Here is a 23,833-nt window from a genome sequence, read left to right on the forward strand (position 1 = left end):
TCGTTCGTTGATGGGGATTGGTGTCAGCATGCGGGAAACCCGTCCGGAACGTGGACGGCCTGCCTACCCTGAAGAGGTCCCCAACCTCGGAGAGGAACTTCGTGTCGGAGTCCCCAGCCCTTCGTCCAGACGCGACCGCGGAACTCACGCGGGCCCTTGGCGAGCGCATCCTCGTCATCGACGGGGCCATGGGCACGGCGATCCAACGCGACCGACCCGACGAGGCCGGCTACCGCGGTGAGCGGTTCGCCGACTGGCACATCGACCTCCAGGGCAACAACGACCTCCTCACGCTGACCCAGCCCGACATCATCGCGGCCATCCACCGTGAGTACCTCGAGGCCGGCGCCGACATCCTCGAGACCAACACGTTCAACGCGAACGCCGTCTCTCTGGGCGACTACGGCATGGAAGACCTTGCCTACGAGCTGAACTTCGAGGCCGCACGCCTGGCCCGTCAGATCTGCGACGACGTGGCCACCCCCGACAAGCCGCGCTACGTCGCCGGGGCCCTCGGCCCGACCACGCGTACGGCGTCCATCTCGCCCGACGTCAACGACCCGGGTGCCCGCAACGTCAGCTACGACCAGCTCGTCGCGGCGTACCGCGATGCGACCCGCGGGCTGCTCGACGGCGGCGCGGACCTGATCTTCATCGAGACGATCTTCGACACCCTCAACGCGAAGGCGGCGATCTTCGCGGTCGAGACCGTGTTCGAGGAGCACGGTCGCCGCTGGCCGATGATCATCTCCGGCACCATCACCGACGCCTCCGGCCGCACGCTGTCCGGTCAGGTGACCGAGGCGTTCTGGAACTCCGTGCGCCACGCGCAGCCCCTGGCCGTCGGCCTCAACTGCGCGCTCGGGGCCAAGGAGATGCGCCCCTACATCGCCGAGATGAGCCGTCTCGCCGACACCTTCGTCTCCTGCTACCCCAACGCCGGGCTCCCCAACGCCTTCGGTGAGTACGACGAGTCGCCCGACGAGACCGCAGCGGTGATCGAGGAGTTCGCCGCGAGCGGACTCGTGAACCTGGTCGGCGGTTGCTGTGGCACCACCCCCGACCACATCGCCGCGATCGCCGGCGCCGTGGCCGACAAGCCGGTCCGCGCGCAGGTCGAGGTGGCCTCCGCCATGCGCCTGTCCGGTCTCGAGCCGCTGACGATCGACGAGAGCTCGCTGTTCGTCAACGTCGGCGAGCGCACCAACATCACCGGGTCGGCCCGCTTCCGCAACCTGATCAAGGACGGCAACTACGACGCCGCCCTCGCGGTCGCTGCGCAGCAGGTCGAGAACGGCGCGCAGGTCATCGACGTCAACATGGACGAGGGCATGATCGACGGCGTCGCCGCGATGGACCGCTTCCTCAAGCTGGTCGCCACCGAGCCCGACATCAGCCGGGTGCCGATCATGATCGACTCCTCCAAGTGGGAGGTCATCGAGGCCGGCCTCAAGTGCGTGCAGGGCAAGCCGATCGTCAACTCGATCTCCATGAAGGAGGGCGAGGAGAAGTTCCGCGCCGAGGCCCGGTTGTGCCGCAAGTACGGCGCCGCCGTGGTCGTGATGGCCTTCGACGAGGACGGCCAGGCCGACAACCTCGAGCGACGCATCGAGATCTGTGGCCGCGCCTACAAGATCCTGGTCGAGGAGGTCGGGTTCCCGGCCGAGGACATCATCTTCGACCCGAACTGCTTCGCGCTCGCGACCGGAATCGAGGAGCACGCCAACTACGGCGTCGACTTCATCGAGGCCACCCGCTGGATCAAGCAGAACCTGCCCGGCGCCCAGATCTCCGGCGGCATCTCGAACGCGTCGTTCTCGTTCCGCGGCAACAACCCGGTACGCGAGGCGATCCACGCGGTCTTCCTGTACCACGCGATCAGGGCCGGCCTGAGCATGGGCATCGTCAATGCTGGCGCCCTGGTGGTCTACGACGAGATCGACGTCGAGCTGCGTGAGCGCATCGAGGACGTCGTGCTCAACCGGCGGCCCGACGCCGCCGAGCGGCTGCTCGAGATCGCCGAGGCCCACAAGGGCAACGGCGAGGCCGCCGAGGCCAAGACCGAGGAGTGGCGCGAGCTGCCCGTCGACGAGCGCATCACCCACGCCCTGGTGAAGGGCCTCGACGCGTTCGTCGAGGAGGACACCGAAGAGCTCCGTGCCCTGATCTCCGAGCGTGGCGGCCGCCCGATCGAGGTCATCGAGGGCCCGTTGATGGCCGGGATGAACGTGGTCGGCGACCTGTTCGGGGCCGGCAAGATGTTCCTGCCCCAGGTGGTCAAGAGCGCCCGCGTGATGAAGAAGGCCGTCGCCTACCTGATCCCGTTCATCGAGGCCGAGAAGCAACCCGGCGACGTCGACCGCACCAACGGCACCATCGTGATGGCGACCGTGAAGGGCGACGTGCACGACATCGGCAAGAACATCGTCGGTGTGGTTCTCCAGTGCAACAACTACGAGGTCATCGACATGGGCGTGATGGTTCCTGCCCAGAAGATCCTCGACAAGGCCCGTGAGGTCAACGCCGACATCATCGGGCTCTCCGGCCTGATCACGCCCTCGCTCGACGAGATGGTCAACGTGGCCGCGGAGATGAAGCGGCAGGAGTTCACCATCCCGCTGTTGATCGGCGGTGCCACCACCTCCCGCGCGCACACCGCGGTGAAGGTCGACCGGCAGTACGACGGCCCGGTGGTCTGGGTCAAGGACGCCTCACGGTCGGTGCCGACCGCAGCAGCGCTGTTGAGCGACGCCCAGCGCCCCAAGCTGATGGCCGACATCAAGGACGACTACGACGCCCTGCGCACCCGCCACGCGGCCAAGCAGGAGCGACCGACGGTGTCTCTCGAGAAGGCGCGCGCGAACCGCACGCCGATCGAGTGGGACGGCTACGTGCCGCCTCTCCCGAACGAGCCCGGCATCCACGTGCTCTCCGAGTACGACCTCGGCGAGCTGCGCGACTACATCGACTGGCAGCCGTTCTTCAACGCCTGGGAGATGAAGGGCAAGTTCCCCGACATCCTCAACAGCCCCAGCACCGGCGAAGAGGCGCGCAAGCTCTACGACGATGCCCAGAAGATGCTCGACCAGGTCATCGAGGAGCGCTGGCTCACCGCCAACGCGGTGTTCGGGCTCTTCCCGGCCAACGCTGTCGGTGACGACATCGAGGTGTACGCCGATGACACCCGCGCCGACGTACAGGCCGTGCTGCGCAACCTGCGCCAGCAGGGCGAACACCGCGCCGGCGTGCCCAACCGGTCGCTCGGCGACTACGTGGCTCCCAAGGAGACCGGACTGGCCGACCACGTCGGCGCGTTCGCGGTCACCGCCGGCCTCGGTTCCACCGAGCGCATCATGAAGTTCAAGGAAGACCTCGACGACTACTCGGCGATCATGCTGGAGGCCCTGGCCGACCGGCTCGCCGAGGCGTTCGCCGAGCGCCTGCACCAGCGCGTGCGCACCGAGTTCTGGGGGCACGACGCGGGGGAGACCCTCTCCAACGAGGACCTCATCGCCGAGAAGTACCACGGCATCCGCCCCGCACCGGGCTACCCGGCCTGCCCCGAGCACACCGAGAAGCAGACGCTGTGGGAGCTCCTCGACGTCACCGCCAACACCGGCATCGAGCTGACCGAGAGCATGGCCATGTGGCCCGGAGCCGCCGTGTCAGGGTGGTACTTCTCGCATCCGCAGGCGCAGTACTTCGTGGTCGGCCGGCTCCAGCGCGACCAGGTCCTCGACTACGCCAGGCGCAAGGGGTGGACCCAGGCCGAGGCCGAGCGCTGGCTCTCCTCGAACCTGGCCTACGAGCCCGAGGACTGAGCAGCCTCGCCGTCCTGATCACCGAGATCGGGAGGGAGCGCAGCCGGAATCGGCGCCTACGTTGGCGCTGTGAACAAGGACCGGGGTGAACGGCGATGAAGGCGTGGCGCCTCTTCGCTGCCCATGAGCCACTGCGGCTCGTCGACGTGCCAGAGCCCGAAGCCGGCCCGAGCGACATCATCGTCGACGTGAGGGCGGCCGGCATCTGTCACACCGATGTCGGGTACCTCGACGGATCCCTGACCCACGCGCTGGGTGCCATGCCGATCACCCTCGGCCACGAGATCGCCGGCGTCATCTCCGAGGTGGGCAGCGACGTCACCGGTTTCCAGGTCGGCCAGACGGTCGTCATCCCTGCCAGCGTCTCTGGGCCCGGCACCGGCACCGATGGTGGCTTCGCTGAGCAGGTCAGGGCCCGCGACCACCAGGTCATCGCCCTGCCTGAGGGCATCCCGTGGGAGCAGGCAGCCCCGGCGACGGACGCGGGTGTGACGTCGTACCACTCCCTCAGGCGCGGGGGTGTCAGGGCCGGCACGAGACTGGGAATCATCGGCGCCGGAGGTCTCGGCAGCCTCGCGCTCCAGTTCGCGCATGCCCTCGGTGCCGAGGTGTACGTCGCCGAGACGAACCGGACCATCTGGGACCGGCTGGCCGGCCTCGGCGCGGTCGGTGTCGCCGAGAGCATCCGCGAGTTCGCCGACCGGGACCTCGAAGTGATCGTCGACTACGCGGGCTTCGGGACCACGACCGACGACGCGCTCGTGACCGTCGGCGACCGCGGCACAGTGGTCCAGGTCGGTGTCGGTGTCCAGCGTGCTGACATCTCGACCACTGCGATCGTCGGCAAGCAGGTCGACCTCCTCGGCTCCCTCGGTGGCACCCACGAGGAACTGGTCGAGGTGCTCGACCTGTTGGCCGCAGGCACCGTGAGCTCAGAGATCGAGCTCGTCAGCTTCGAGAGCATCGGCGACTCCATCGACCGCTTCCGGCGGGGCGAGGCGAACCAGGGACGCCTGGTCGCGGTCCGCGACTGAGCTTCGTGGTTGGACCCGAGCTCCCTTCGCCCTAGGGTGGGCCGTCGCAACGTTGCACGCAGCGCCTTGGAGGGATCCTGAACACCGCATCGTCGTCCGAACCGGCAGGTCACCCCCTCGATGGCGATGTGTGGCGGCCGGCGGCAGTGCTCTGGGACATGGACGGCACCCTGGTCGACACCGAGCCGTACTGGATCTCGACCGAGTACGAGCTCGCCGCGAAGTACGGCGGCACGTGGAGCGACGAGCACGCCCTGAGCCTGGTCGGCAACGACCTGATCGAGTCCGGGCGCTACATCCGTGAGCACATGGGGATCGACGTGGAGCCCTCACAGATCGTCGAGGAGCTCCTCGACGGCGTGGTGGCCGCGGTCGAGCAGCAGGTGCCGTGGTGCCCGGGTGCCGTGGAGCTGCTCGCCGACCTGAGGGCCGAGGGTGTGCCCTGCGGGCTGGTGACGATGAGCTACCGCCGGTTCGTGGCCCCGATCCTGGCTGCCCTGCCGCCGGACACGTTCGACGTCGTGGTCACCGGCGACACGGTCTCGCGGGGCAAGCCGCACCCGGAGCCCTATCTGAAGGGTGCGGCGCTGCTCGGGGTCGAGCCCGGTGAGGTCCTGGCGGTCGAGGATTCCAACACCGGGGTCCGCTCCGCCGTGGCGGCCGGGTGCACCGTGCTCGTCGTACCGAACCACGTGCCGGTGCTCGAGGGGGAGCGGCGCATCTTCCGGAATTCGCTGGCCGGCATGCGTGCCGAGGACCTGCGCCACCTGCGCTGAGCCGCAAGATCTCCGCCCGGATGCGGGCCGTCACGAAATCGTTGCGGGATTGCGACCCTTTCACGCCCGGGCCACGGTGGCGCCGGTCACAACGATCAGAGTAGGTTGCCGGGCATCGACCCCGGTACGTCGCCGGGTGTCTGACCACCAGAGGTGACACTTTGAACCGCAAGACCAAACTGATCTCGCTGGCATCAGCGGCGCTGCTTGCCGCGTCCATGTCGGCCTGCGGGGCCGTCAAGGACGCCGCCGAGAAGTCGATCGAGAACAAGCCTGCAGAGGGTGAACTGCGCCTGGGCACCACCGAGGTGGTCACCGCGATGGACCCGGCCGGCTCCTACGACTTCGGTTCGTGGAACATGCAGTACTCCATCTTCCAGCAGCTGATGTCGATTCCCCCGAACGGCGATCAGCCCGAGGACGACGCAGCCCACTGCGAGGCCAAGGACCCGAAGACCGTCGAGTGCAAGCTCAAGGAGGGCCTGAAGTTCTCCAACGGCAACGAGCTCACCTCGTCCGACGTGCTGTTCTCGATGAAGCGCAACGTCGAGATCGCCGACCCCAACGGCTCCTCGGTCCTGCTCGGTTCGATCTCCAACGGCGATGCCAAGAACCCCGGCCTTGCCGACGGCGCCATTGAGACGCCCGACGACCTGACGGTGGTCTTCCACCTCAACGCTGCGGACTCCACCTTCCTGAAGGTGCTCACCACGGCCACCACGTCGATCGTCGACGAGGAGACCTTCCCGGCCGACGAGAAGCTCGCCGACGACAAGGTGATCGGCTCCGGCCCCTACACCCTCGACACCTACAAGAAGGACGAGCTCACGGTCCTCGCGGCCAACAAGAGCTACGAGGGCACCAAGGCGCCGGCCTCGAAGACCATCTACATCACCAGCTACGGCACCTCGGCGAACCTCAAGACCGCGATCGAGAACGACAAGGTCGACGTCGCCTGGCGCACGCTCAGCCCGCAGGAGCTCACCGACCTCGGCTCCAACGACAAGGTCGACGTGATCACCGGCAGCGGCTCCGAGTTCCGCTACTGGGTCTGGCAGTTCGGCACCAAGGTAGGCAAGGACCAGGCCGTCCGCCAGGCCGCGGCCCAGATCATCGACCGCGACCGCATCTCCGAGCGTGCCTACGACGGCACCGTGGAGCCGGCGTACTCCATCGTGCCGCCCGGCTTCGGTGGCCAGAAGGACTCCTTCGAGGAGAAGTACGGCGACCCGGACCCCGCGGCCGCCAAGACGATCCTCGACGAGGCCGGCGTGAAGACCCCGGTCAAGATCACCGTGGGCTGGAACCCCGACCACTACGGTCCGAACACGGTCGACGAGGCCCAGGAGCTGGAGAAGCAGCTGGAGGCCGACGGCCTGTTCGACGTCACCCTGCAGTCGGACCCGTGGGAGGAGTACCAGACCCTCTACAAGCAGAACGCGTACGACCTGTTCATCCTCGGTTGGTACCCCGACATCCTGGACGCCGACAACTACCTCACGCCGTTCCTGCGTGACGGTGGGTTCTTCGCGAACAACTACCAGAGCGACGAGGTCAACGACCTCCTGTCGCAGGAGCTCGCGGAGACCGACGAGGGTGCGCGTGACGACATCATCGGGCAGCTCCAGGACGTCACGGCTGAAGACGTCCCGCTGATCCCGAGCTGGAACGGCAAGAACGTCGCCGTTGCCAAGAAGGGAGTCACCGGCGTGAAGGAGACGCTCGACCCGACCTACATCTTCCGACTGTGGATGGTGAAGGCACCGGGCGACGAGAGCTCTGAAGCGTCCGAGAGCCCCAGCGCCAGCGAGTAACACGCCTGACGGGGAGGACACCGCAACGCCGGTGTCCTCCCCGTCGGTGCGTCACAGCAAACAGAAAGTAGGTCCATGACCGCCGGCGGTTCCCTGCCCCGATACATAGTTCAACGGCTGCTGTTGATGTTGCCGATGATCTGGTTCCTGACCACGATGGTCTTCTTCCTCCTCCGGGTGGTGCCCGGAGACCCGATCTCCGCGGCCTTCGGTGACAAGATCACCGAGGAGGACAAGGAGGCCCGGCGCGAGAAGCTCGGCCTCAACGAGCCCCTCTGGAAGCAGTATCTCGACTACTTCGGCTCGCTGCTCCGCTTCGACTTCGGGCACACCTTCCGGGGGAACAAGGACGTCCTGGACGTCATCATCGACAAGGGCGGCGCCACCCTGACGCTGTCCATCGGGGCGTTCGCCATCGCGCTCCTCATCGGCATCCCGCTCGGGCTGCTCGCCGGGCGCATGCGTGACTCGGCCTTCGACGTCTTCATCCGCATCTTCGGCATCTTCACCTACGCCGCCCCCGTCTTCTGGATGGGCATGATGCTGATCCTCGTGGTCGCGCCGACCGGTTGGCCGACCAGCCAGATCGCGAACCCCAGCACGCTGCGAGAAGTGCCCACGGTCACCCACGTGCTGCTGTTCGACTCGATCCTCGACGGCAACCTGGTGGCCGTGGTCGACGTCCTCATCCACCACGCCCTGCCCTGCTTCACCCTGGGGCTGCTGCTCTCGGGTGTGTTCATCAGGTTGGTGCGGGTCAACGTGCTGCAGACGCTGAAGGGCGACTACGTCGAGGCCGCCCGGGCCCGCGGCATCGCCGAGAGCAAGGTCGTGCGCCACCACGCGTTCCGCAACGCCCTGGTGCCGGTCATCACGGTGATCGGCCTGCAGGTGGCCCTCACGCTCTCCGGCGCAGTCCTGACCGAGACCACGTTCGGCTGGCCGGGGATCGGCAACGAGCTGATCAAGTTCATGGGCCAGCGTGACTACGGCGCCATCCAGGGCATCGTGACCTTCATCGCGATCATGGTCGTGCTGGTCAGCCTGCTCGTGGACATCATCAACGCCATCATCGACCCGAGAGTGAGGTACTGATGCTCACCCGCCTCACGAGTCCGTTCCGCAACACCACCGGCATGGCCCGCTGGCTGCTCATCGTCGGCCTGATGATGACCGCGATCTTCCTGTTCCTGGCCGTGTTCGCTCCCTTGGTCGCGCCCACCGGGTTCAACGACTCGATGATGAACGGCAAGGAGATCGCCGACAACCAGGCGCCCTCCGGCACGCACTGGTTCGGCACCAACGACGCCTACAACGACATCTTCAGTCGCACCATCTGGGGTGCCCGCACGGCCGTCCAGGTGGTGCTGTTCTCCCTGCTGTTCTCGCTGCTGATCGGTGTCCCGCTCGGACTCGTCTCCGGCTACCTCGGTGGCTGGGTCGACCGCCTGCTGGTCTTCGTCATGGACGCGATGTACTCGTTCCCGTCGCTGCTGCTGGCCCTGATCTTCTCGTTCCTGCTCCAGGACAAGCTGGGCGGCGGCATCATGCCGGCGGCACTGAGCCTGACGGTGATCTACATTCCGCAGTACTTCCGCGTCGTACGCAACACGACGGTCTCGGCACGCGAGGCGACGTACGTCGAAGCGGCGCGCGCGATCGGCGCGAAGGACCGCACGATCATGAGCAAGTACCTCTTCGGCAACGTCATCCAGTCGGTCCCGGTCATCGCCACCCTCAACGCGGCCGACGCGATCGGCACCCTGGCCGGACTCGGCTTCCTCGGCTACGGCATCGAGCCGGGCGAGGCTGCCGAGTGGGGCTACGACCTGCAGCGAGCCATGGACGAGGCCACCTCGGGCATGTGGTGGCAGAGCTTCTTCCCGGGCATCGCCATCGTGCTGCTGATCACCGGCCTCACCCTGCTCGGCGAGGGGCTCAACGAGACCATCAACCCGAGCCTGCGCAAGCGCCGGATCACCAAGGTGGTCATGCCGCCCCACACTCCGAAGGAGATCGCGAAATGAGCGCGTCGACGCGGCCAGCGGCCGCACCGACCACCGACAACGTCCTCGAGGCCCGCAACCTGAGGGTCTGGTACGGCGCGGCCGCGGGCCCGGTGCGTGCGGTCGACGGGGTGAACTTCACGCTCCGCAAGGGCGAGATCCTCGGCCTCGTCGGCGAGTCCGGCTGCGGCAAGTCCACCCTCGGACGCGGGCTCATCGGCCTGCTGCCCGAGGGCGCCAAGATGGACGGCGAGCTGCTGTTCCAGGGCAAGGACATCGTGGGTCTGAAGAAGCGCAAGCTGCACAAGATGCGCGGCAAGGACCTCGGCATGATCTTCCAGGAGCCGCTGACCCGGCTGAATCCGTTGATGCGCATCTCGGAGCACTTCGAGGAGACGCTCAAGACGCACGAGAAGCGCATCTCGAAGAAGGAGGTCGAACGGCGCTCGCTCGAGGTGCTGCGGATGATGGGCATTCCGCCGACCCGCTACACGGCCTATCCGCACGAGTTCTCGGGCGGCATGCGGCAGCGTCTGATGATCGCCCTGGCCCTGGTGCTCAAGCCGGCCTTCGTGGTCGCCGACGAGCCGACCACTGCCCTCGACGTCCTCGTCGAGGCGCAGATCATCCGCATCCTCCACGACCTGCGTCGCGAGTTCGACACCTCGCTGCTGCTGATCACCCACAACCTCGGCATCGTCGCCGAGGCCTGCGACCGGGTGGCGGTGATGTACGCCGGCGAGATCGTGGAGATCGGTGATGCCAGCGAGGTCTTCTCGCGTCCCAAGCATCCCTACACGCGCGAGCTGCTGCGTTCGACGATCTCGTTGCGCACCACCGGCCTGGAGTTCATCCCCGGTGCTCCGCCGAACCTGATCGATCCGCCGTCGGGCTGCAAGTTCCACCCCCGCTGCCCCTTGGCGATGGCGGTCTGCGCAGAGCGCGAGCCCCGCGTGCTGACCACGCCCGACGGGACCACCACCCAGTGCTGGGACGCCGAGATCACGGCCGGCACCAACCACGGGCTGACCGACGCCGACCGGGCACCCCTGATCCGCGAGGAGATCTCCGTTGCAGACGAAGCCTGAACCCCTCCAGGTCGGCGACCAGATCATGGACGTCGACGACCTCTCCGTGCACTTCCAGCTGGGCGGTGGTGTGCTCGGTCGCCTGTTCGGGTGGGGCACCAAGACAGTCAAGGCGGTCGACGGTGTCGACTTCACCCTGCACAAGGGCGAGGTCATCGGTCTGGTCGGCGAGTCGGGAAGCGGCAAGACCACCCTGGGTCGGGCCCTGCTCGGCATGGCACCGGCCACCGACGGCGTGATCACCTACCAGGACGTCGCGCGCGGCACCCGACGCGTCTCCCACATGGGCAAGGCCGAGCTCCGTCACCTGCGCACCGACGTGCAGATGGTCTTCCAGGACCCGCACGCGGCGTTGAACCCGACCATGACCATCGAGACCGCTGTCGGGCACCCCCTGGTCATCCACGAGGGTGCGAAGGGGGAGGAGCTGCGCAAGAAGGTGGCCGACACCCTCGAGCGCGTGGGGCTCAGCCCGGCCGAGCAGTTCATGAGCAAGTACCCCTCCGACCTCTCGGGCGGCCAGAAGCAGCGCGCGGTGATCGCCCGTTCGATCATCATGGAACCGCAGGTGCTGGTCGCCGACGAGCCGGTGTCGATGCTCGACATGAGCGTGCGCGCCAAGATCCTCCAGCTGATGATCGACCTCAAGGACGACCTTGGGCTGACCTACGTCTACATCACCCACGACCTGGCCAGCGCGAAGTTCTTCTGTGACCGCATCGCGATCATGTACCTCGGCCGCATCGTCGAGATCGGCACGACCGAGGAGATCTTCGCCAACCCGCGTCACCCCTACACCAAGGCGCTGCTCAAGGCGATCCCCGAGCCCGACCCCGAGCTCGCGGTGCCCCGTGACCTGCCCCGTGGTGAGATCCCGGACGCCGCCCAGCCGCCGCTCGGCTGCTCGTTCCACCCGCGCTGTCCGGTGGCCGTCGCCACCTGCGGGTGGGAGTCCCGCGACCTCAAGGTGGCCCTCGAGGAGCACTGGGTGCGCAAGGGCGACGCGACGGCGTACGCCAAGGAGCGCAAGCTGCTCGGGAAGCTGGACGCCCTGGACTCACCCTCGCAACGCGTCACCCTGGGCAAGGGCAACGCCGGCGAGGCGCTCGCCCTGCTGGAGGGGATCAGGAGCGAGAATCCCGACGAGCCCATGTGGAAGGGCGTCGACTCGATGTCCGCGACACCGGACGGCGTCGAGATCGTCTTCCACGAGGCCGAGGACCCGGCCCTGCGGCCGGCCGGCGGTGCCGAGGTGGCGTGCGTGCTCTACCCCCGGGAAAGCTGACCTGTCGCCAGTTCTGGTTGACCTGTCGTGAGTTCTGGTTGACCTGTCGCCAGTTCAGTCAGCGCCGCACGTGGGAGAGTTGACCCGTCGCCAGTTTTCTCCCCCGCTTCGCTCCTCCGGAAACTGGCGACGGGTCAACTCTGATGCTCTGCAGCTTGCTCCGCAAGCGGCAGAGCAGGGATCTCGCCGCCGAACTCGGGGCACTTGTCCTGGTAGCTGCACCAGCCGCACAGCTTGCTGCGGTGCGGCCGCCAGTCGCCACTGAGCTCGGCGCGCCGGATCGCCTGCCAGATCGACTCCACCTTGCGCTCCGTGGCCCGTAGGTCGGCCTCGTCGGGGGAGTAGCGGAGGATCTCACCGTTGCCGAGATAGATCAGCTGCAGCATCGCCGGGACGACCCCGCGGGTGCGCCAGATGACCAGTGCGTAGAACTTCATCTGGAACAGCGCCTTGGCCTCGAACATCTCGCCAGGAGCTCGGCCAGACTTGTAGTCCACCAGTCGGATCGCGCCGCTGGGGGCGATGTCGATGCGGTCGATGAAGCCCCGGAGCAGCAGCTTGGAGTCGAGCAGTGTCTCGACATAGAGCTCACGCTCGGCGGGCTCGAGGCGGGTCGGGTCCTCGAGCTCGAAGTACTTGTCGAGGACGGTGCGGCAGGTGGTCAGCCAGGCCTGCAGGTCCAGCGCCTCCTCGCCCTCGGGTGCGGTGAACAGCTCGGCGACTGCGGGCTCGGCCTCCAGCAACGCGTCCCACGCGGGACCGACCATCTCCTGGGCCCGCGGTGGCGTGCGTTCGGGGGCGGGCAGGTCGAAGAGGTCCTCGAGCACCTTGTGCACCAGTGTCCCGCGGATCGCGTCGGGTGACGGCTCCTCGGGGAACCTGTCGATCGTGCGGTAGCGGTAGAGCAGGGGACAGGTCATGAAATCACCGGCGCGGCTCGGCGAGAGGGCCCCGAGCACCTCGACACCGTCGACCGGTGTGGAGTGCCTCTCTGCGGGTGACTGGGTCATCTGGGCCCCTTCCTGAAGGTGCGCGGCAACACTAGGCGACGGCACCGACAGCGACACCGACACCGCCGCGTCAGTGTCGGCGAGGGCGCGTCCGATAGCCTCGACATGTGCCTGACCCAGACCCGCGACACGCCGACGTGCCGTCCCGACCGCCTCGGCCTCCCGGCACGCTCCGGGTCGGACAGATCGCCGGGGTCGACGTACTCATCACCACCTCGTGGTTCTTCATCGCCGCCCTGATCGCGGTGCTGATGGCACCCCGGATCGAGCAGGTCGAGCCGGGCCTCGGGGGATGGAAGTACGTCGCCGGCTTCGCGTTCGCCGTCGTGCTCTACCTGTCGGTGCTCCTCCACGAAGCCTCGCACGCACTGATGGCGCAGCACTACGGCCACCCCGTCTCGTCGATCACCCTCCACTTCCTGGGCGGCGCGACGATGATCGAGGGAGAGGCGCGCCGACCGCGCGAGGAGTTCTGGATCGCCGTGGTGGGCCCGCTCACCTCCATCGCCGTCGGCCTGGCTGCCCTACCGCTGCTGCTCGTCATCCCGGACGGGCTCCTGCGGACGGCGGTCGAGGTGCTGGCCGGCGCGAACCTGATCGTGGGAGTGATGAACCTGATCCCGGGGCTCCCGCTCGACGGCGGACGCGTGCTGAAGTCCGCGGTCTGGGGAGTCAGTGGCAACATCCACAAGGGCACCATCGCCGCCGGTTGGGGCGGGCGCATCGTCGCCGTCGCCGCCTTGGCCTGGCCCCTGTTCATGCGGTCGGTCCTCGGCGTCGAGCCGCGAATCGTCGACTACCTGCTCTCCTTCGTGGTCGCGATCTTCCTGTGGACCGGAGCGACCGCATCGATGCAGAGCGCCCGGCTGCGCCGGCGGCTGCCGTCGATCGTGGCCCGCCGACTGGCCCGCCGTACCCTCACCGTTCCTGAGGACACGCCCGTCTCCGAGGCCGTACGACGCGCGCAGGAGGCCGGGGCCGGCAGCATCGTGACGGTCTCGACCGCGGGCGCCGCGACCGGCATCGTCAACGAGTCCGCCCTGCTGGCCACGCCTGAGGAACGGCGTCCGTGGATGGCCGTCTCGACCATCTCACGCAGCATCGAGGAGGGTCTGACCCTGCCCGTCTCGATCGTCGGTGAGGACCTCATCAAGGCGATCACCCGCATGCCCGCCCACGAGTACCTCCTCGTCGAGGACGACGGGGCGATCTACGGCGTCCTCGCGACCGCCGACGTCGACAGGGCGTTCAGCGAGCGTCACCAGTAGGGTTCCGCCCATGCCTGACGTGGACCTGCCCGAACCGACCGACCTGCCCGACGTACCCCTCGAGGCGTGGTCCGGCGTGCACCGTGGACCCCTGCGTGCGGGGGAGTGGGTGCGGTTGACCGACCAGAAGGGCCGGCGCCACAACTTCGAGCTCACGCCCGGCAAGCGCTTCTTCAGCAACCGTGGCCACATCGAGCACGACGAGCTGATCGGGCGCGACGAAGGCTTCACCGTGCCGTCGTCGGCGGGCGGTGAGTACCTCGTGTTCCGCCCGTTGCTCTCCGAGTTCGTGGTCTCGATGCCGCGTGGGGCCGCGGTGGTCTACCCCAAGGACGCCGCCCAGATCGTGGCGATGGCCGACATCTTCCCGGGTGCCCGGGTCGTGGAGGCCGGTGTGGGCTCGGGTGCGCTGACCTGCTCGCTGCTCCGCGCCGTCGGACCGTGGGGTCGGGTGACGTCGTTCGAGCGGCGCGAGGAGTTCGCCGACGTGGCTCGGCGCAACGTGAACCAGTTCTTCTCCGCCCCCGACGGCGAGACCCACCCGGCCTGGAACCTGCGGCTCGGCGACCTCCAGGAAGAGCTGCCGGGGCTCGGCGAGAAGGTCGACCGGATCATCCTCGACATGCTCGCACCGTGGGAGTGCGTGGACGCGGTGGCTGACGCGCTGGCGCCCGGCGGGATCGTCGTCGCGTACGTCGCCACCACGACGCAGCTGTCGCGCTACGTCGAGACGGTGCGCGCGCACGGCGGGTTCACCGATCCCCAGCCGTGGGAGTCACTGGTGCGCGACTGGCACGTCGAGGGACTCGCCGTACGCCCCGGGCACAAGATGATCGGGCACACCGCCTTCCTCGTCACGGCACGCCGGATGGCGCCCGGCCAGACCGCGCCGCGCAAGAAGCGCCGACCCGCTCCGGGTGCCTACGGGGTGGACTACAACGGCCCCCGGCCGGCCGACCTGCCTCCGCAGGTGTTCGAGGAGTCCTTCGACGACTGATCGACGCGGAAATGGCGTGAACCGACGCCAGAATGGCCTGTTCACACGCTCGTGACGTCTCACGTAGCAAATCGTTTCCGAACCGCGCGCCGATTTGCTTTGCTTCCTCCTCCTGATGGGTAAGGTCACAAGGAGACGCAGGAGGTGGTGCACATGTCGGCATCGGACAACTCGAGCAGTCGCGAGGAACTCACCAGTCAGGTGAGGTTCCTCGAGGCCGAAGTCACTGACCTGCGCCGGAGGCTGGCCGATGGCCCAGTTCACTCCGGTGCACTGGAGCAGCGACTGATCGACACCCAACGGTCCCTGGCCGCGGTGACGTCGCAGAACGAACGCCTGGCCCAGACCCTGCGCGAGGCCCGCGACCAGATACTCACGCTCAAGGAAGAGGTCGACCGACTGGCCCAGCCGCCGGCCGGGTTCGGCACGTTCCTCGCCCGCAACGACGACGACTCCATCGACGTGTTCACCGGCGGTCGCAAGCTGCGGGTGACGGTGAGCCCCAACGTCGACCTCGACGCGCTGCAGCGTGGCCAGGAGGTCATGCTCAACGAGGCACTCAACGTCGTCGCCGCGCTCGACTTCGAGCAGGTCGGCGAGGTCGTCATGCTCAAGGAGATCCTGGCCGACGGCGACCGTGTCCTGGTGATCGCGAACGCCGACGAGGAGCGCGTGGTCCGCATCGCCGAGCCGCTGCGCAGCCTCAAGCTGCGGGCCGGTGACTCCCTGCTGCTCGACTCCCGAGCCGGCTACGTCTACGAGAAGGTGCCGAAGTCCGAGGTCGAGGAGCTCGTCCTCGAAGAGGTCCCCGACATCGACTACAGCGCGATCGGCGGTCTGATCGCCCAGATCGACCAGATCCGCGACGCCGTCGAGCTGCCCTACCTGCATCCCGAGCTGTTCAAGCAGCACCAGCTCAAGCCGCCGAAGGGCGTGCTGCTCTACGGCCCTCCCGGCTGCGGGAAGACGTTGATCGCCAAGGCGGTCGCCAACTCCCTGGCCAAGAAGGTCGCGGCCAAGACCGGCCAGGAGGGCAAGTCCTACTTCCTGAACATCAAGGGTCCCGAGCTGCTCAACAAGTACGTCGGCGAGACCGAGCGGCACATCCGCCTGGTCTTCCAGCGGGCTCGCGAGAAGGCCAGTGAGGGTACGCCGGTCATCGTGTTCTTCGACGAGATGGACTCCCTGTTCCGCACCCGAGGCTCCGGGGTCTCCTCCGACGTCGAGAACACCATCGTTCCCCAGCTGCTGAGCGAGATCGACGGTGTGGAGCTGCTCGAGAACGTGCTGGTGATCGGTGCCTCCAACCGTGAGGACATGATCGACCCGGCCATCCTGCGCCCCGGCCGGCTCGACGTGAAGATCAAGATCGAGCGCCCGGACGCCGAGTCCGCACGCGACATCTTCAGCAAGTACCTCACCGCCGAGCTGCCGCTGCACACCGATGACCTGGCCGAGTTCGGCAACGACCGCGACGCCTGCGTGGCGGGCATGATTCGGGCCACCGTCGAGCGCATGTACACCGAGACCGAGGAGAACCGCTTCCTCGAGGTGACCTACGCCAACGGCGACAAGGAAGTCCTCTACTTCAAGGACTTCAACTCCGGCGCGATGATCCAGAACATCGTCGACCGGGCGAAGAAGATGGCGATCAAGGACCTCCTCGACCACGACCAGCTCGGTCTCCGGGTCCAGCACATGCTCCAGGCGTGCGTCGACGAGTTCAAGGAGAACGAGGACCTCCCGAACACCACGAACCCCGACGACTGGGCCCGCATCTCCGGCAAGAAGGGCGAGCGGATCGTCTTCATCCGCACCCTCATCACCGGCAAGCAGGGCACCGAGCCCGGGCGTTCGATCGACACGGTCGCCAACACCGGCCAGTACCTCTGAGCAACCGGCTACCGCGGCGTCGTCACTCGGCGATGCCGCGGAAGCCGTACGTCCAGGGCCGGCCGATCCTCGGTCCGGGCAGGTAGCGCTGGTCGAGGACGGCAATCCCGAACCCGGCATCGCCCACCAGGGCAGGGATGTCGCGGTCCAGGTGGCAACCTCCGCACACCAGTCCCTGTACGCCGTTGAGCCGGCCCTGCCAGCGCGCCACACCCGCATCGGGCGCGAGGCCGTGCTCGAGGAAGTGCAGTCGACCTCCGGGTCGCACCACCCGGCGTACCTCCCTCAACGCGCGGAGCGGCTCCGGGATCGTGCATAGGGAGAACGTCACCAGTGCGGCGTCGACCGAGGCATCGGGCAGGTCGATCGACTGGCCGTCGAGGCCCACCCGCTCGACCGGCACCGAGGACTTCTCGCGGCGGCCTGCCGAGCGGGACCAGCCCAGGTCGCTGGGCTCCACCGCGGCGACGGCGCTCACCTCCTCGGGCAGGTGGGGGAGGTTCATCCCGGACCCGAAACCCACCTCGAGGACCCGGCCGGTCAGGCCCTCACAGGCCTGCGCTCGAAGCTCGCCGATCTCCGGGGCGCTGAGCCCGGCATCGGTCAATCGCGGCACGACGTGTTCGACCCACCAACCCATGTGACCGACACTAGGTCGCGCGAACGGCCGCGTCCACGGGTCGATGCGTCGGTCGTCCCGAGTAGGCTCGAATCATGAGCGTTCGCAGGGTGATGGGCACCGAGGTCGAGTACGGCATCTCGGTCCAGGGACAGCCGACGGCCAACCCGATGGTGGCGTCCTCGCAGGTGGTCAACGCCTACGCGTCGGCCACGCTGAAGGCGCGACGCGCCCGATGGGACTTCGAGGAGGAGTCACCGCTGCGCGACGCCCGAGGGTTCGACATGTCGCGACAGGTCGCCGACGCCAGCCAGCTTACCGACGAGGACCTCGGCCTGGCCAACGTCATCCTCACCAACGGCGCGCGCCTGTACGTCGACCACGCCCACCCCGAGTACGCCACGCCCGAGTGCACGAACCCGCTCGACATCGTCCGCTGGGACAAGGCGGGGGAGCAGGTGATGCTCGACGCAGCCCGTCTGGCCGCCAACATTCCCGGGGCCGCGCCGATCCTGCTCTACAAGAACAACACCGACAACAAGGGCGCCTCCTACGGCGCCCACGAGAACTACCTGATGCGCCGCTCGACGGCGTTCGCCGACATCGTGCGCCACCTGACGCCGTTCTTCGTGTCCCGACAGGTGGTCACCGGCGCCGGCCGGGTGGGCATCGGCCAGGACGGCCGCGACAACGGCTTCCAGATCAGCCAGCGCGCCGACTTCTTCGAGGTCGAGGTGGGTCTCGAGACCACGCTGAAGCGGCCGATCATCAACACCCGCGACGAACCGCACGCCGACCCGGAGAAATACCGCCGGCTGCACGTGATCATCGGAGACGCCAACCTCGCCGAGGTGTCGACGTACCTCAAGGTCGGCACGACCGCGCTGGTGCTGGCGATGATCGAGGACCGCTTCCTCACCGCGCCGCTCTCGGTCGAGTCACCTGTCGCGTCGCTGCGGGCGATCTCGCACGACCCGACCTGCAAGCACCTCGTGACGTTGGGCGACGGCCGCAAGCTGACCGCCGTACAACTCCAGATGGAATACCTCGACCTCGCCAGGAAGTACGTCGACGAGACCCTGGGCGACGACGCCGACGCCCAGACCCGCGACGTGCTGACCCGCTGGGAGTCGGTGCTGACCCGTCTCGAGCGTGACCCCATGGAGTGCGCCACCGAGCTCGACTGGGTGGCCAAGCTCAAGCTGCTCCAGCAGTACCGCGACCGCGACGGCCTCGAGTGGGACGACGCGAAGCTGCACCTGATCGACCTGCAGTACTCCGACATCCGCCCCGAGAAGGGCCTCTACCACCGCCTCGTGCGCATGGGCCGCATCGAGCGTCTGCTCGAGGAGCCGTCCATCGAGAGCGCGATGCACGAGCCGCCCACCGACACCCGGGCCTACTTCCGTGGCCGGTGTCTCGAGAAGTACGCCGACTCGGTGGCCGCTGCGTCGTGGGACTCGGTGATCTTCGACCTCCCCGGACGCGAGTCCCTGCAACGGGTGCCGACCATCGACCCGCTGCGCGGCAGCCGGTCACACGTGGGCGAGCTGCTCGACCGCTGCGACACCGCCGAGCAGCTCTTCGACGCACTGACGCACTGATTCCCGTCCGTTGGTCGAGCAAGTCGGGGCCATTTCTTTCCCGGAGTGGATAGGGTCGGAGACATGGCACAGGAGCAGAAGCAGCCGAAGAAGTCGACCGAGGACACCCCGGTCGAGGAGGAGACCGTCGCGCCCGAGGTCACCGAGCGCAAGGAGCAGCTCGACGAGGACATCGACGCGATCCTCGACGAGATCGACGACGTCCTCGAGACCAACGCCGAGGACTTCGTGAAGTCCTTCATCCAGAAGGGCGGGGAGTGAGTCGGTGAGCGCCCCCAGCTACGGGTCCCGCCTGCCCGCTTCGTTCCTGACCCCCGGCACGTCGTCGTTCGCCGACTTCATCGGTGAACACTCACCCGACCTGCTGCCCTCCAAGCGTGCCGTGCCGCAGGGCAACGTCGGAGACCTGGCGCCGCACGGCACCACGATCGTCTCCGCGACGTTCCCCGGCGGCGTGATCATGGCCGGCGACCGGCGCGCCACGATGGGCAACATCATCGCGCAGCGCGACATCCAGAAGGTCTTCCCGGCCGACGAGTTCAGCTGCGTCGGCATCGCCGGCGCCGCCGGGCTGGCGGTCGAGATGGTGCGACTCTTCCAGACCGAGCTCGAGCACTACGAGAAGATCGAGGGCACCACGCTCTCCATGGACGGCAAGGCCAACCGCCTCGCGGCCCTGATCCGGGCGAACCTCGGCCTGGCCATGCAGGGCCTCGCCGTCGTACCCCTCTTCTCGGGCTACGACCTCATCGCCGAGCAGGGGCGCATCTTCTCCTACGACGTCACCGGCGGCCGCTACGAGGAGACCGCGTTCCACTCGGTCGGCTCCGGGTCGATGTTCGCCCGCGGTTCGCTGAAGAAGCTCTACCGCGAGGACCTCACCGAGACCGAGTGCGTGACCGCCGTCGTGCAGGCGCTCTACGACGCCGCCGACGACGACTCCGCGACCGGTGGTCCCGACGTGAGCCGTCGCATCTTCCCCGTCGTGCAGGTGATCACCGCCGACGGAGGCCGCCGACTCGCCGACGACGAGGTCGCCGCGATCGCGGACCAGGTGATCGCGAGTCGACTCCAGCGCCCCGACGGCCCCGCCGCCTCACTGGTCTGACCCGAGCCAAGGATTTCTCACATGAGCATGCCGTACTACGTCTCTCCCGAGCAGTTGATGAAGGACCGTGCGGACTTCGCGCGCAAGGGCATTGCCCGCGGTCGGTCCGTGGTCGTCGTGCAGTTCGCCGACGGCGTCCTCTTCGTCTCCGAGAACCCCTCGCAGGCGCTGCACAAGGTCTCCGAGATCTACGACCGCATCGCGTTCGCCGCGGTCGGCCGCTACAACGAGTTCGAGAACCTCCGCATCGCCGGCGTACGCCTGGCCGACATGCGCGGCTACGCCTACGACCGTCGCGACGTCACGGGCCGCGGGTTGGCGAACGCCTACGCGCAGACCCTCGGCACGATCTTCTCCAGCGGCGGGGAGAAGCCCTACGAGGTCGAGCTGTTCGTGGCCGAGATCGGCGACGAGGCGGCCGACGACCAGATCTACCGGCTGACGTACGACGGCCAGGTGGCTGACGAGCACGGGTACGCCGTGATGGGTGGCGCGGCCGACCAGGTGGCCTCACACCTCAAGGAGCACTACACCGAGGGCGCGACGCTCGACGACGCGATCAAGCTGGCCGTGGCTGCGCTCGGTCACTCCGACACCGACGACCGGGTGATCCCGGCCGACGACCTCGAGGTCGCCGTGCTCGACCGCACCCGCACCCAGCCCCGCAAGTTCCGTCGCCTGCGGCCAGCCGCGCTGACCGAGATCCTCGGGGACCGTGGCCCCGAGACCGCGGCCCAGCCAGACGCCGAGGACGCCCAGGTGGGGGCCGCCCCGACGGTTCCCACCGGTCCCGACAACCCCGCTGACCCGACCGACACGGTGAGCGGATCCACGCCCCCGCTGGAAGACCCGGTCACCGGTGAGCCCGCTTCCGGAGAACCGGAGTCCGGCGAGCCGCCCACCGCTCCTCCCACGGCACCGCCCACGCCCCCGACACCACCCGTGGACCCACCCACGCCCGGCCACGGCGAGCCCCCGATCGCCCCACCCCCTGCCTGACCGGCTCCCAACACCGCCGTCACCGAACAGTCAACAGGTCTTTGCCAGAGAAATCCTGAGGCCTGTTCGGTGACGGCGACGGGTGGGTGGAAGTCGCATGACAACGGTCAACCTCCCACCGTGATGCCCAAGCTGTGACTACTGTTGGGCCATGGACCGCCGGATCTTCGGAATCGAGAACGAGTACGGCGTCACCTGCACGTTCAAGGGGCAGCGACGCCTGAGCCCGGACGAGGTGGCCCGCTACCTCTTCCGCAAGGTCGTGTCGTGGGGGCGCAGCAGCAACGTCTTCCTGCGCAACGGTGCCCGGCTCTACCTCGACGTCGGCAGCCACCCGGAGTACGCGACGCCGGAGTGCGACGACATCGTCGAGCTGGTCACCCACGACAAGGCGGGGGAGCGGGTCCTCGAAGGGCTTCTGGTCGACGCCGAGCGCCGGCTCCACGACGAGGGCATCGCCGGCGACATCTACCTGTTCAAGAACAACACCGACTCCGCAGGCAACTCCTACGGTTGCCACGAGAACTACCTCGTCGGCCGGGCCGGCGAGTTCAGTCGGCTGGCCGACATCCTGATCCCGTTCCTGGTGACGCGCCAGATCGTGGTCGGCGCCGGCAAGATCATCCAGACACCGCGCGGGGCGTCGTACTCCATCAGCCAGCGCGCCGAGCACATCTGGGAAGGCGTCTCGAGCGCCACCACCCGCAGCCGCCCGATCATCAACACCCGCGACGAACCGCACGCGGACGCCGAGAAGTACCGCCGGCTCCACGTCATCGTAGGCGACTCCAACATGAGCGAGACCACCACCTTGCTGAAGGTGGCCAGCTGCGACCTCGTGCTCCGGATGATCGAGGAGGGGGTCGTGATGCGCGACCTCACCATGGAGAACCCGATCCGGGCGATCCGCGAGATCTCCCACGACATGACTGGCCGCAAGAAGGTCCGGCTGGCCAACGGCCGCGAGGCCAGTGCGCTCGAGATCCAGCTCGAGTACTTCACCCGGGCCCGCGACTTCGTCGACCGTCGTGAGCTGCGTACGCCGGTCATCGACCAGGCCCTCGACCTCTGGGAGCGGGGCCTCAAGGCGATCGAGTCCGGCGACCTCGACTCCGTCGACCGCGAGATCGACTGGGTCATCAAGTGGAAGCTGATCGAGCGCTACCGCGCCAAGCACGGCATGGCGTTGGGCCACGCGCGCATCGCGCAGCTCGACCTCGCCTACCACGACATCCACCGCAACCGGGGTCTCTACTACCTGCTCGAGAAGCGCGGAGCGGTTGCCCGGGTCACCGACGACCTCAAGATCTTCGAGGCCAAGTCGGTGCCGCCGCAGAACACCCGTGCCCGCCTGCGCGGCGAGTTCATCAAGAAGGCACAGGAGCGGCGACGCGACTTCACCGTCGACTGGGTGCACCTCAAGCTCAACGACCAGGCCCAGCGCACGGTGCTCTGCAAGGACCCCTTCCGCTCGGCCGACGAACGCGTCCAGCGACTCATCGACGGCATGTGAGGGATCGTTGCTCCATCCGGCTAGGCTGTCCCGCGCTCGCCGTACCCCGAATCCGAAGGTGAACCCGTTGCGCCGCGTCCTTGTGCTCCTGAGCGTCCTGCTGCTGATGATGATCGGTCTCACCGCCTGCGGTGACGACGACGGCGGCGGCAAGTCCAACGACGGATCGGTCAAGGTCACCGGCACGTTCGGATCCGAGCCGAAGGTGGCCTTCAAGGGCGAGTACAAGCGCACCACCACCGAGACCACGGTGCTCAGCGAGGGCGACGGCGACCAGGTCAAGGTGGGCGACAGCGTCTTCGCGAACCTCTACATCGCCAACGGATTCACCGGCAAGCAGGCGGCGAGCACGTGGGACGAAGGTTCCGCGAGCCTGGTCAAGGTGAGCGACGACATGCTGCCCGGCCTCAAGAAGGCCATCGACGGGCAGAAGGCCGGCTCGCGGGTGATGGTCGAGTCGACCCCCAAGGACGCGTTCGGCGAGGCCGGCAACCCCAACCTGTTCATCGACCCGTCGGACTCGGTGGTCTTCGTCGTCGACATCATCAAGGTGATCCCGACGAGCATCGACACGAGCAAGGCGACCGCCCCCAAGGGTGCGCCGAAGGTGGTCGAGAAGGACGGCGCCGTGACCGGCCTGACCTTCACCGGCAAGCCCGCCAAGATCACCAAGCTCGAGACGATCACCCTGGTCAAGGGCACCGGCCCCAAGGCGAAGAAGGGCTCCACGCTGGCCGTGAAGTACCTCGGCCAGGTCAACGGCAAGAAGCAGGTCTTCGACCAGAACTTCACCAAGGGCGATCCCTACTCCGTGACCATCGGTCAGGGCGGCACGATCCAGGGCTGGCAGGAAGGCCTCACCGGGGTCACCGAGGGCAGCCGGGTCATCCTGCGGATCCCCTCGAAGCTCGGGTACGGCAAGAAGGGCAGCGCGCCCAAGATCAAGCCCGGCGACGACCTGGTCTTCGTGATCGACGTGCTCGCGGTCAACTGACCGC

At 67.7% G+C, this 23,833-nt stretch carries 19 protein-coding genes; 17 read left to right on the forward strand and 2 right to left on the reverse strand.

Annotated features, from left to right (window positions below; all coding sequences use genetic code 11):
- The first annotated feature begins 101 nt into the window (after positions 1–101).
- The 8 genes from metH to ASD30_RS05985 all read left to right on the forward strand — a co-directional run bounded on the left by metH (position 102) and on the right by ASD30_RS05985 (position 11,824).
- Entirely contained in the window at positions 102–3,821 is a 3,720-nt protein-coding gene (gene metH, locus ASD30_RS05950; protein ID WP_200951076.1) for a methionine synthase, read from the forward strand.
- Between the two features lie 95 nt (positions 3,822–3,916).
- The gene (locus ASD30_RS05955) at positions 3,917–4,855 is read left to right on the forward strand and encodes an alcohol dehydrogenase catalytic domain-containing protein (protein ID WP_056678171.1); all 939 of its coding nucleotides are present in this window, start codon (positions 3,917–3,919) and stop codon (positions 4,853–4,855) included.
- 146 nt (positions 4,856–5,001) lie between these two features.
- Positions 5,002–5,631 (forward strand): HAD family hydrolase, encoded by a 630-nt coding sequence (locus ASD30_RS05960; protein WP_268788279.1) that lies wholly within the window; start codon positions 5,002–5,004, stop codon positions 5,629–5,631.
- Positions 5,632–5,792: 161 nt separating this feature from the next.
- Positions 5,793–7,445, forward strand: coding sequence for an ABC transporter substrate-binding protein (locus tag ASD30_RS05965; protein ID WP_056678176.1), 1,653 nt, complete (start codon positions 5,793–5,795; stop codon positions 7,443–7,445).
- A gap of 75 nt (positions 7,446–7,520) precedes the next feature.
- Positions 7,521–8,540, forward strand: coding sequence for an ABC transporter permease (locus tag ASD30_RS05970; protein ID WP_056678178.1), 1,020 nt, complete (start codon positions 7,521–7,523; stop codon positions 8,538–8,540).
- Positions 8,540–9,472, forward strand: coding sequence for an ABC transporter permease (locus tag ASD30_RS05975; RefSeq protein WP_056678182.1), 933 nt, complete (start codon positions 8,540–8,542; stop codon positions 9,470–9,472). Before ASD30_RS05970 ends, ASD30_RS05975 begins: the two co-directional genes overlap by 1 nt.
- The gene (locus ASD30_RS05980) at positions 9,469–10,539 is read left to right on the forward strand and encodes an ABC transporter ATP-binding protein (RefSeq protein ID WP_056678184.1); all 1,071 of its coding nucleotides are present in this window, start codon (positions 9,469–9,471) and stop codon (positions 10,537–10,539) included. Before ASD30_RS05975 ends, ASD30_RS05980 begins: the two co-directional genes overlap by 4 nt.
- A complete protein-coding gene (locus ASD30_RS05985; protein ID WP_056678186.1) occupies positions 10,523–11,824 on the forward strand; it encodes an ABC transporter ATP-binding protein in 1,302 nt (433 codons plus the stop codon). The genes ASD30_RS05980 and ASD30_RS05985 overlap by 17 nt, the downstream gene beginning before the upstream one ends.
- 134 nt (positions 11,825–11,958) lie before the next feature.
- Here the strand turns inward: ASD30_RS05985 and ASD30_RS05990 are convergent, their stop codons facing one another.
- Positions 11,959–12,834, reverse strand: a complete 876-nt coding sequence (locus ASD30_RS05990; RefSeq protein WP_056678189.1) for a RecB family exonuclease — start codon at positions 12,832–12,834, stop codon at positions 11,959–11,961.
- 107 nt (positions 12,835–12,941) lie between these two features.
- Here ASD30_RS05990 and ASD30_RS05995 point away from each other — a divergent pair, with 107 nt between their 5' ends.
- The 3 genes from ASD30_RS05995 (at position 12,942) to arc (ending at position 16,992) form a co-directional block, all read left to right on the forward strand.
- Complete coding sequence (locus ASD30_RS05995; RefSeq protein ID WP_235532512.1) at positions 12,942–14,102, forward strand: site-2 protease family protein; 1,161 nt, start codon at positions 12,942–12,944, stop codon at positions 14,100–14,102.
- A 10-nt stretch (positions 14,103–14,112) separates the two neighbouring features.
- Positions 14,113–15,099 carry a tRNA (adenine-N1)-methyltransferase gene (locus ASD30_RS06000; RefSeq protein ID WP_156393515.1) on the forward strand — a complete coding sequence of 329 codons (987 nt, stop codon included), beginning with the start codon at positions 14,113–14,115 and terminating at the stop codon, positions 15,097–15,099.
- 153 nt (positions 15,100–15,252) lie between these two features.
- On the forward strand, positions 15,253–16,992 hold the full coding sequence (gene arc, locus ASD30_RS06005) for a proteasome ATPase (protein ID WP_056679405.1): 1,740 nt from the start codon (positions 15,253–15,255) through the stop codon (positions 16,990–16,992).
- A gap of 22 nt (positions 16,993–17,014) precedes the next feature.
- On the opposite strand, the gene ASD30_RS06010 is transcribed toward arc, so the two are convergent.
- On the reverse strand, positions 17,015–17,632 hold the full coding sequence (locus tag ASD30_RS06010; RefSeq protein ID WP_056678191.1) for a class I SAM-dependent methyltransferase: 618 nt from the start codon (positions 17,630–17,632) through the stop codon (positions 17,015–17,017).
- Between the two features lie 74 nt (positions 17,633–17,706).
- Between ASD30_RS06010 and dop the strand changes: the two genes are divergently transcribed.
- The 6 genes from dop to ASD30_RS06040 all read left to right on the forward strand — a co-directional run bounded on the left by dop (position 17,707) and on the right by ASD30_RS06040 (position 23,829).
- On the forward strand, positions 17,707–19,215 hold the full coding sequence (gene dop / locus ASD30_RS06015) for a depupylase/deamidase Dop (RefSeq protein WP_056678193.1): 1,509 nt from the start codon (positions 17,707–17,709) through the stop codon (positions 19,213–19,215).
- Positions 19,216–19,278: 63 nt separating this feature from the next.
- Positions 19,279–19,476 (forward strand): ubiquitin-like protein Pup, encoded by a 198-nt coding sequence (locus ASD30_RS06020; RefSeq protein ID WP_056678196.1) that lies wholly within the window; start codon positions 19,279–19,281, stop codon positions 19,474–19,476.
- 4 nt (positions 19,477–19,480) lie between these two features.
- Complete coding sequence (prcB, locus tag ASD30_RS06025) at positions 19,481–20,323, forward strand: proteasome subunit beta (RefSeq protein ID WP_056678198.1); 843 nt, start codon at positions 19,481–19,483, stop codon at positions 20,321–20,323.
- 21 nt (positions 20,324–20,344) lie between these two features.
- Positions 20,345–21,322, forward strand: a complete 978-nt coding sequence (prcA, locus tag ASD30_RS06030) for a proteasome subunit alpha (RefSeq protein WP_056678200.1) — start codon at positions 20,345–20,347, stop codon at positions 21,320–21,322.
- Between the two features lie 151 nt (positions 21,323–21,473).
- Positions 21,474–22,835, forward strand: a complete 1,362-nt coding sequence (gene pafA / locus ASD30_RS06035) for a Pup--protein ligase (protein ID WP_056678203.1) — start codon at positions 21,474–21,476, stop codon at positions 22,833–22,835.
- 67 nt (positions 22,836–22,902) lie between these two features.
- Positions 22,903–23,829: an FKBP-type peptidyl-prolyl cis-trans isomerase gene (locus tag ASD30_RS06040; protein WP_156393516.1), complete on the forward strand. Its 927-nt coding sequence runs from the start codon at positions 22,903–22,905 to the stop codon at positions 23,827–23,829.
- The last annotated feature ends 4 nt before the right edge of the window (positions 23,830–23,833 follow it).

The sequence above is a fragment of the Nocardioides sp. Root140 genome (genome assembly GCF_001426745.1).
Taxonomy (GTDB): domain Bacteria; phylum Actinomycetota; class Actinomycetes; order Propionibacteriales; family Nocardioidaceae; genus Nocardioides.

Bases quoted from the DNA above. Each gene is read 5' to 3' on its own strand.
- ASD30_RS05955 (WP_056678171.1), top strand. From the start codon at position 3,917: ATGAAGGCGTGGCGCCTCTTCGCTGCCCATGAGCCACTGCGGCTCGTC.
- ASD30_RS05970 (WP_056678178.1), top strand. From the start codon at position 7,521: ATGACCGCCGGCGGTTCCCTGCCCCGATACATAGTTCAACGGCTGCTG.
- ASD30_RS05975 (WP_056678182.1), top strand. From the start codon at position 8,540: ATGCTCACCCGCCTCACGAGTCCGTTCCGCAACACCACCGGCATGGCC.
- ASD30_RS05980 (WP_056678184.1), top strand. From the start codon at position 9,469: ATGAGCGCGTCGACGCGGCCAGCGGCCGCACCGACCACCGACAACGTC.
- ASD30_RS05990 (WP_056678189.1), bottom strand. From the start codon at position 12,834: ATGACCCAGTCACCCGCAGAGAGGCACTCCACACCGGTCGACGGTGTC.
- ASD30_RS06000 (WP_156393515.1), top strand. From the start codon at position 14,113: ATGCCTGACGTGGACCTGCCCGAACCGACCGACCTGCCCGACGTACCC.
- arc (WP_056679405.1), top strand. From the start codon at position 15,253: ATGTCGGCATCGGACAACTCGAGCAGTCGCGAGGAACTCACCAGTCAG.
- ASD30_RS06010 (WP_056678191.1), bottom strand. From the start codon at position 17,632: ATGGGTTGGTGGGTCGAACACGTCGTGCCGCGATTGACCGATGCCGGG.
- dop (WP_056678193.1), top strand. From the start codon at position 17,707: ATGAGCGTTCGCAGGGTGATGGGCACCGAGGTCGAGTACGGCATCTCG.
- ASD30_RS06020 (WP_056678196.1), top strand. From the start codon at position 19,279: ATGGCACAGGAGCAGAAGCAGCCGAAGAAGTCGACCGAGGACACCCCG.
- prcA (WP_056678200.1), top strand. From the start codon at position 20,345: ATGAGCATGCCGTACTACGTCTCTCCCGAGCAGTTGATGAAGGACCGT.
- pafA (WP_056678203.1), top strand. From the start codon at position 21,474: ATGGACCGCCGGATCTTCGGAATCGAGAACGAGTACGGCGTCACCTGC.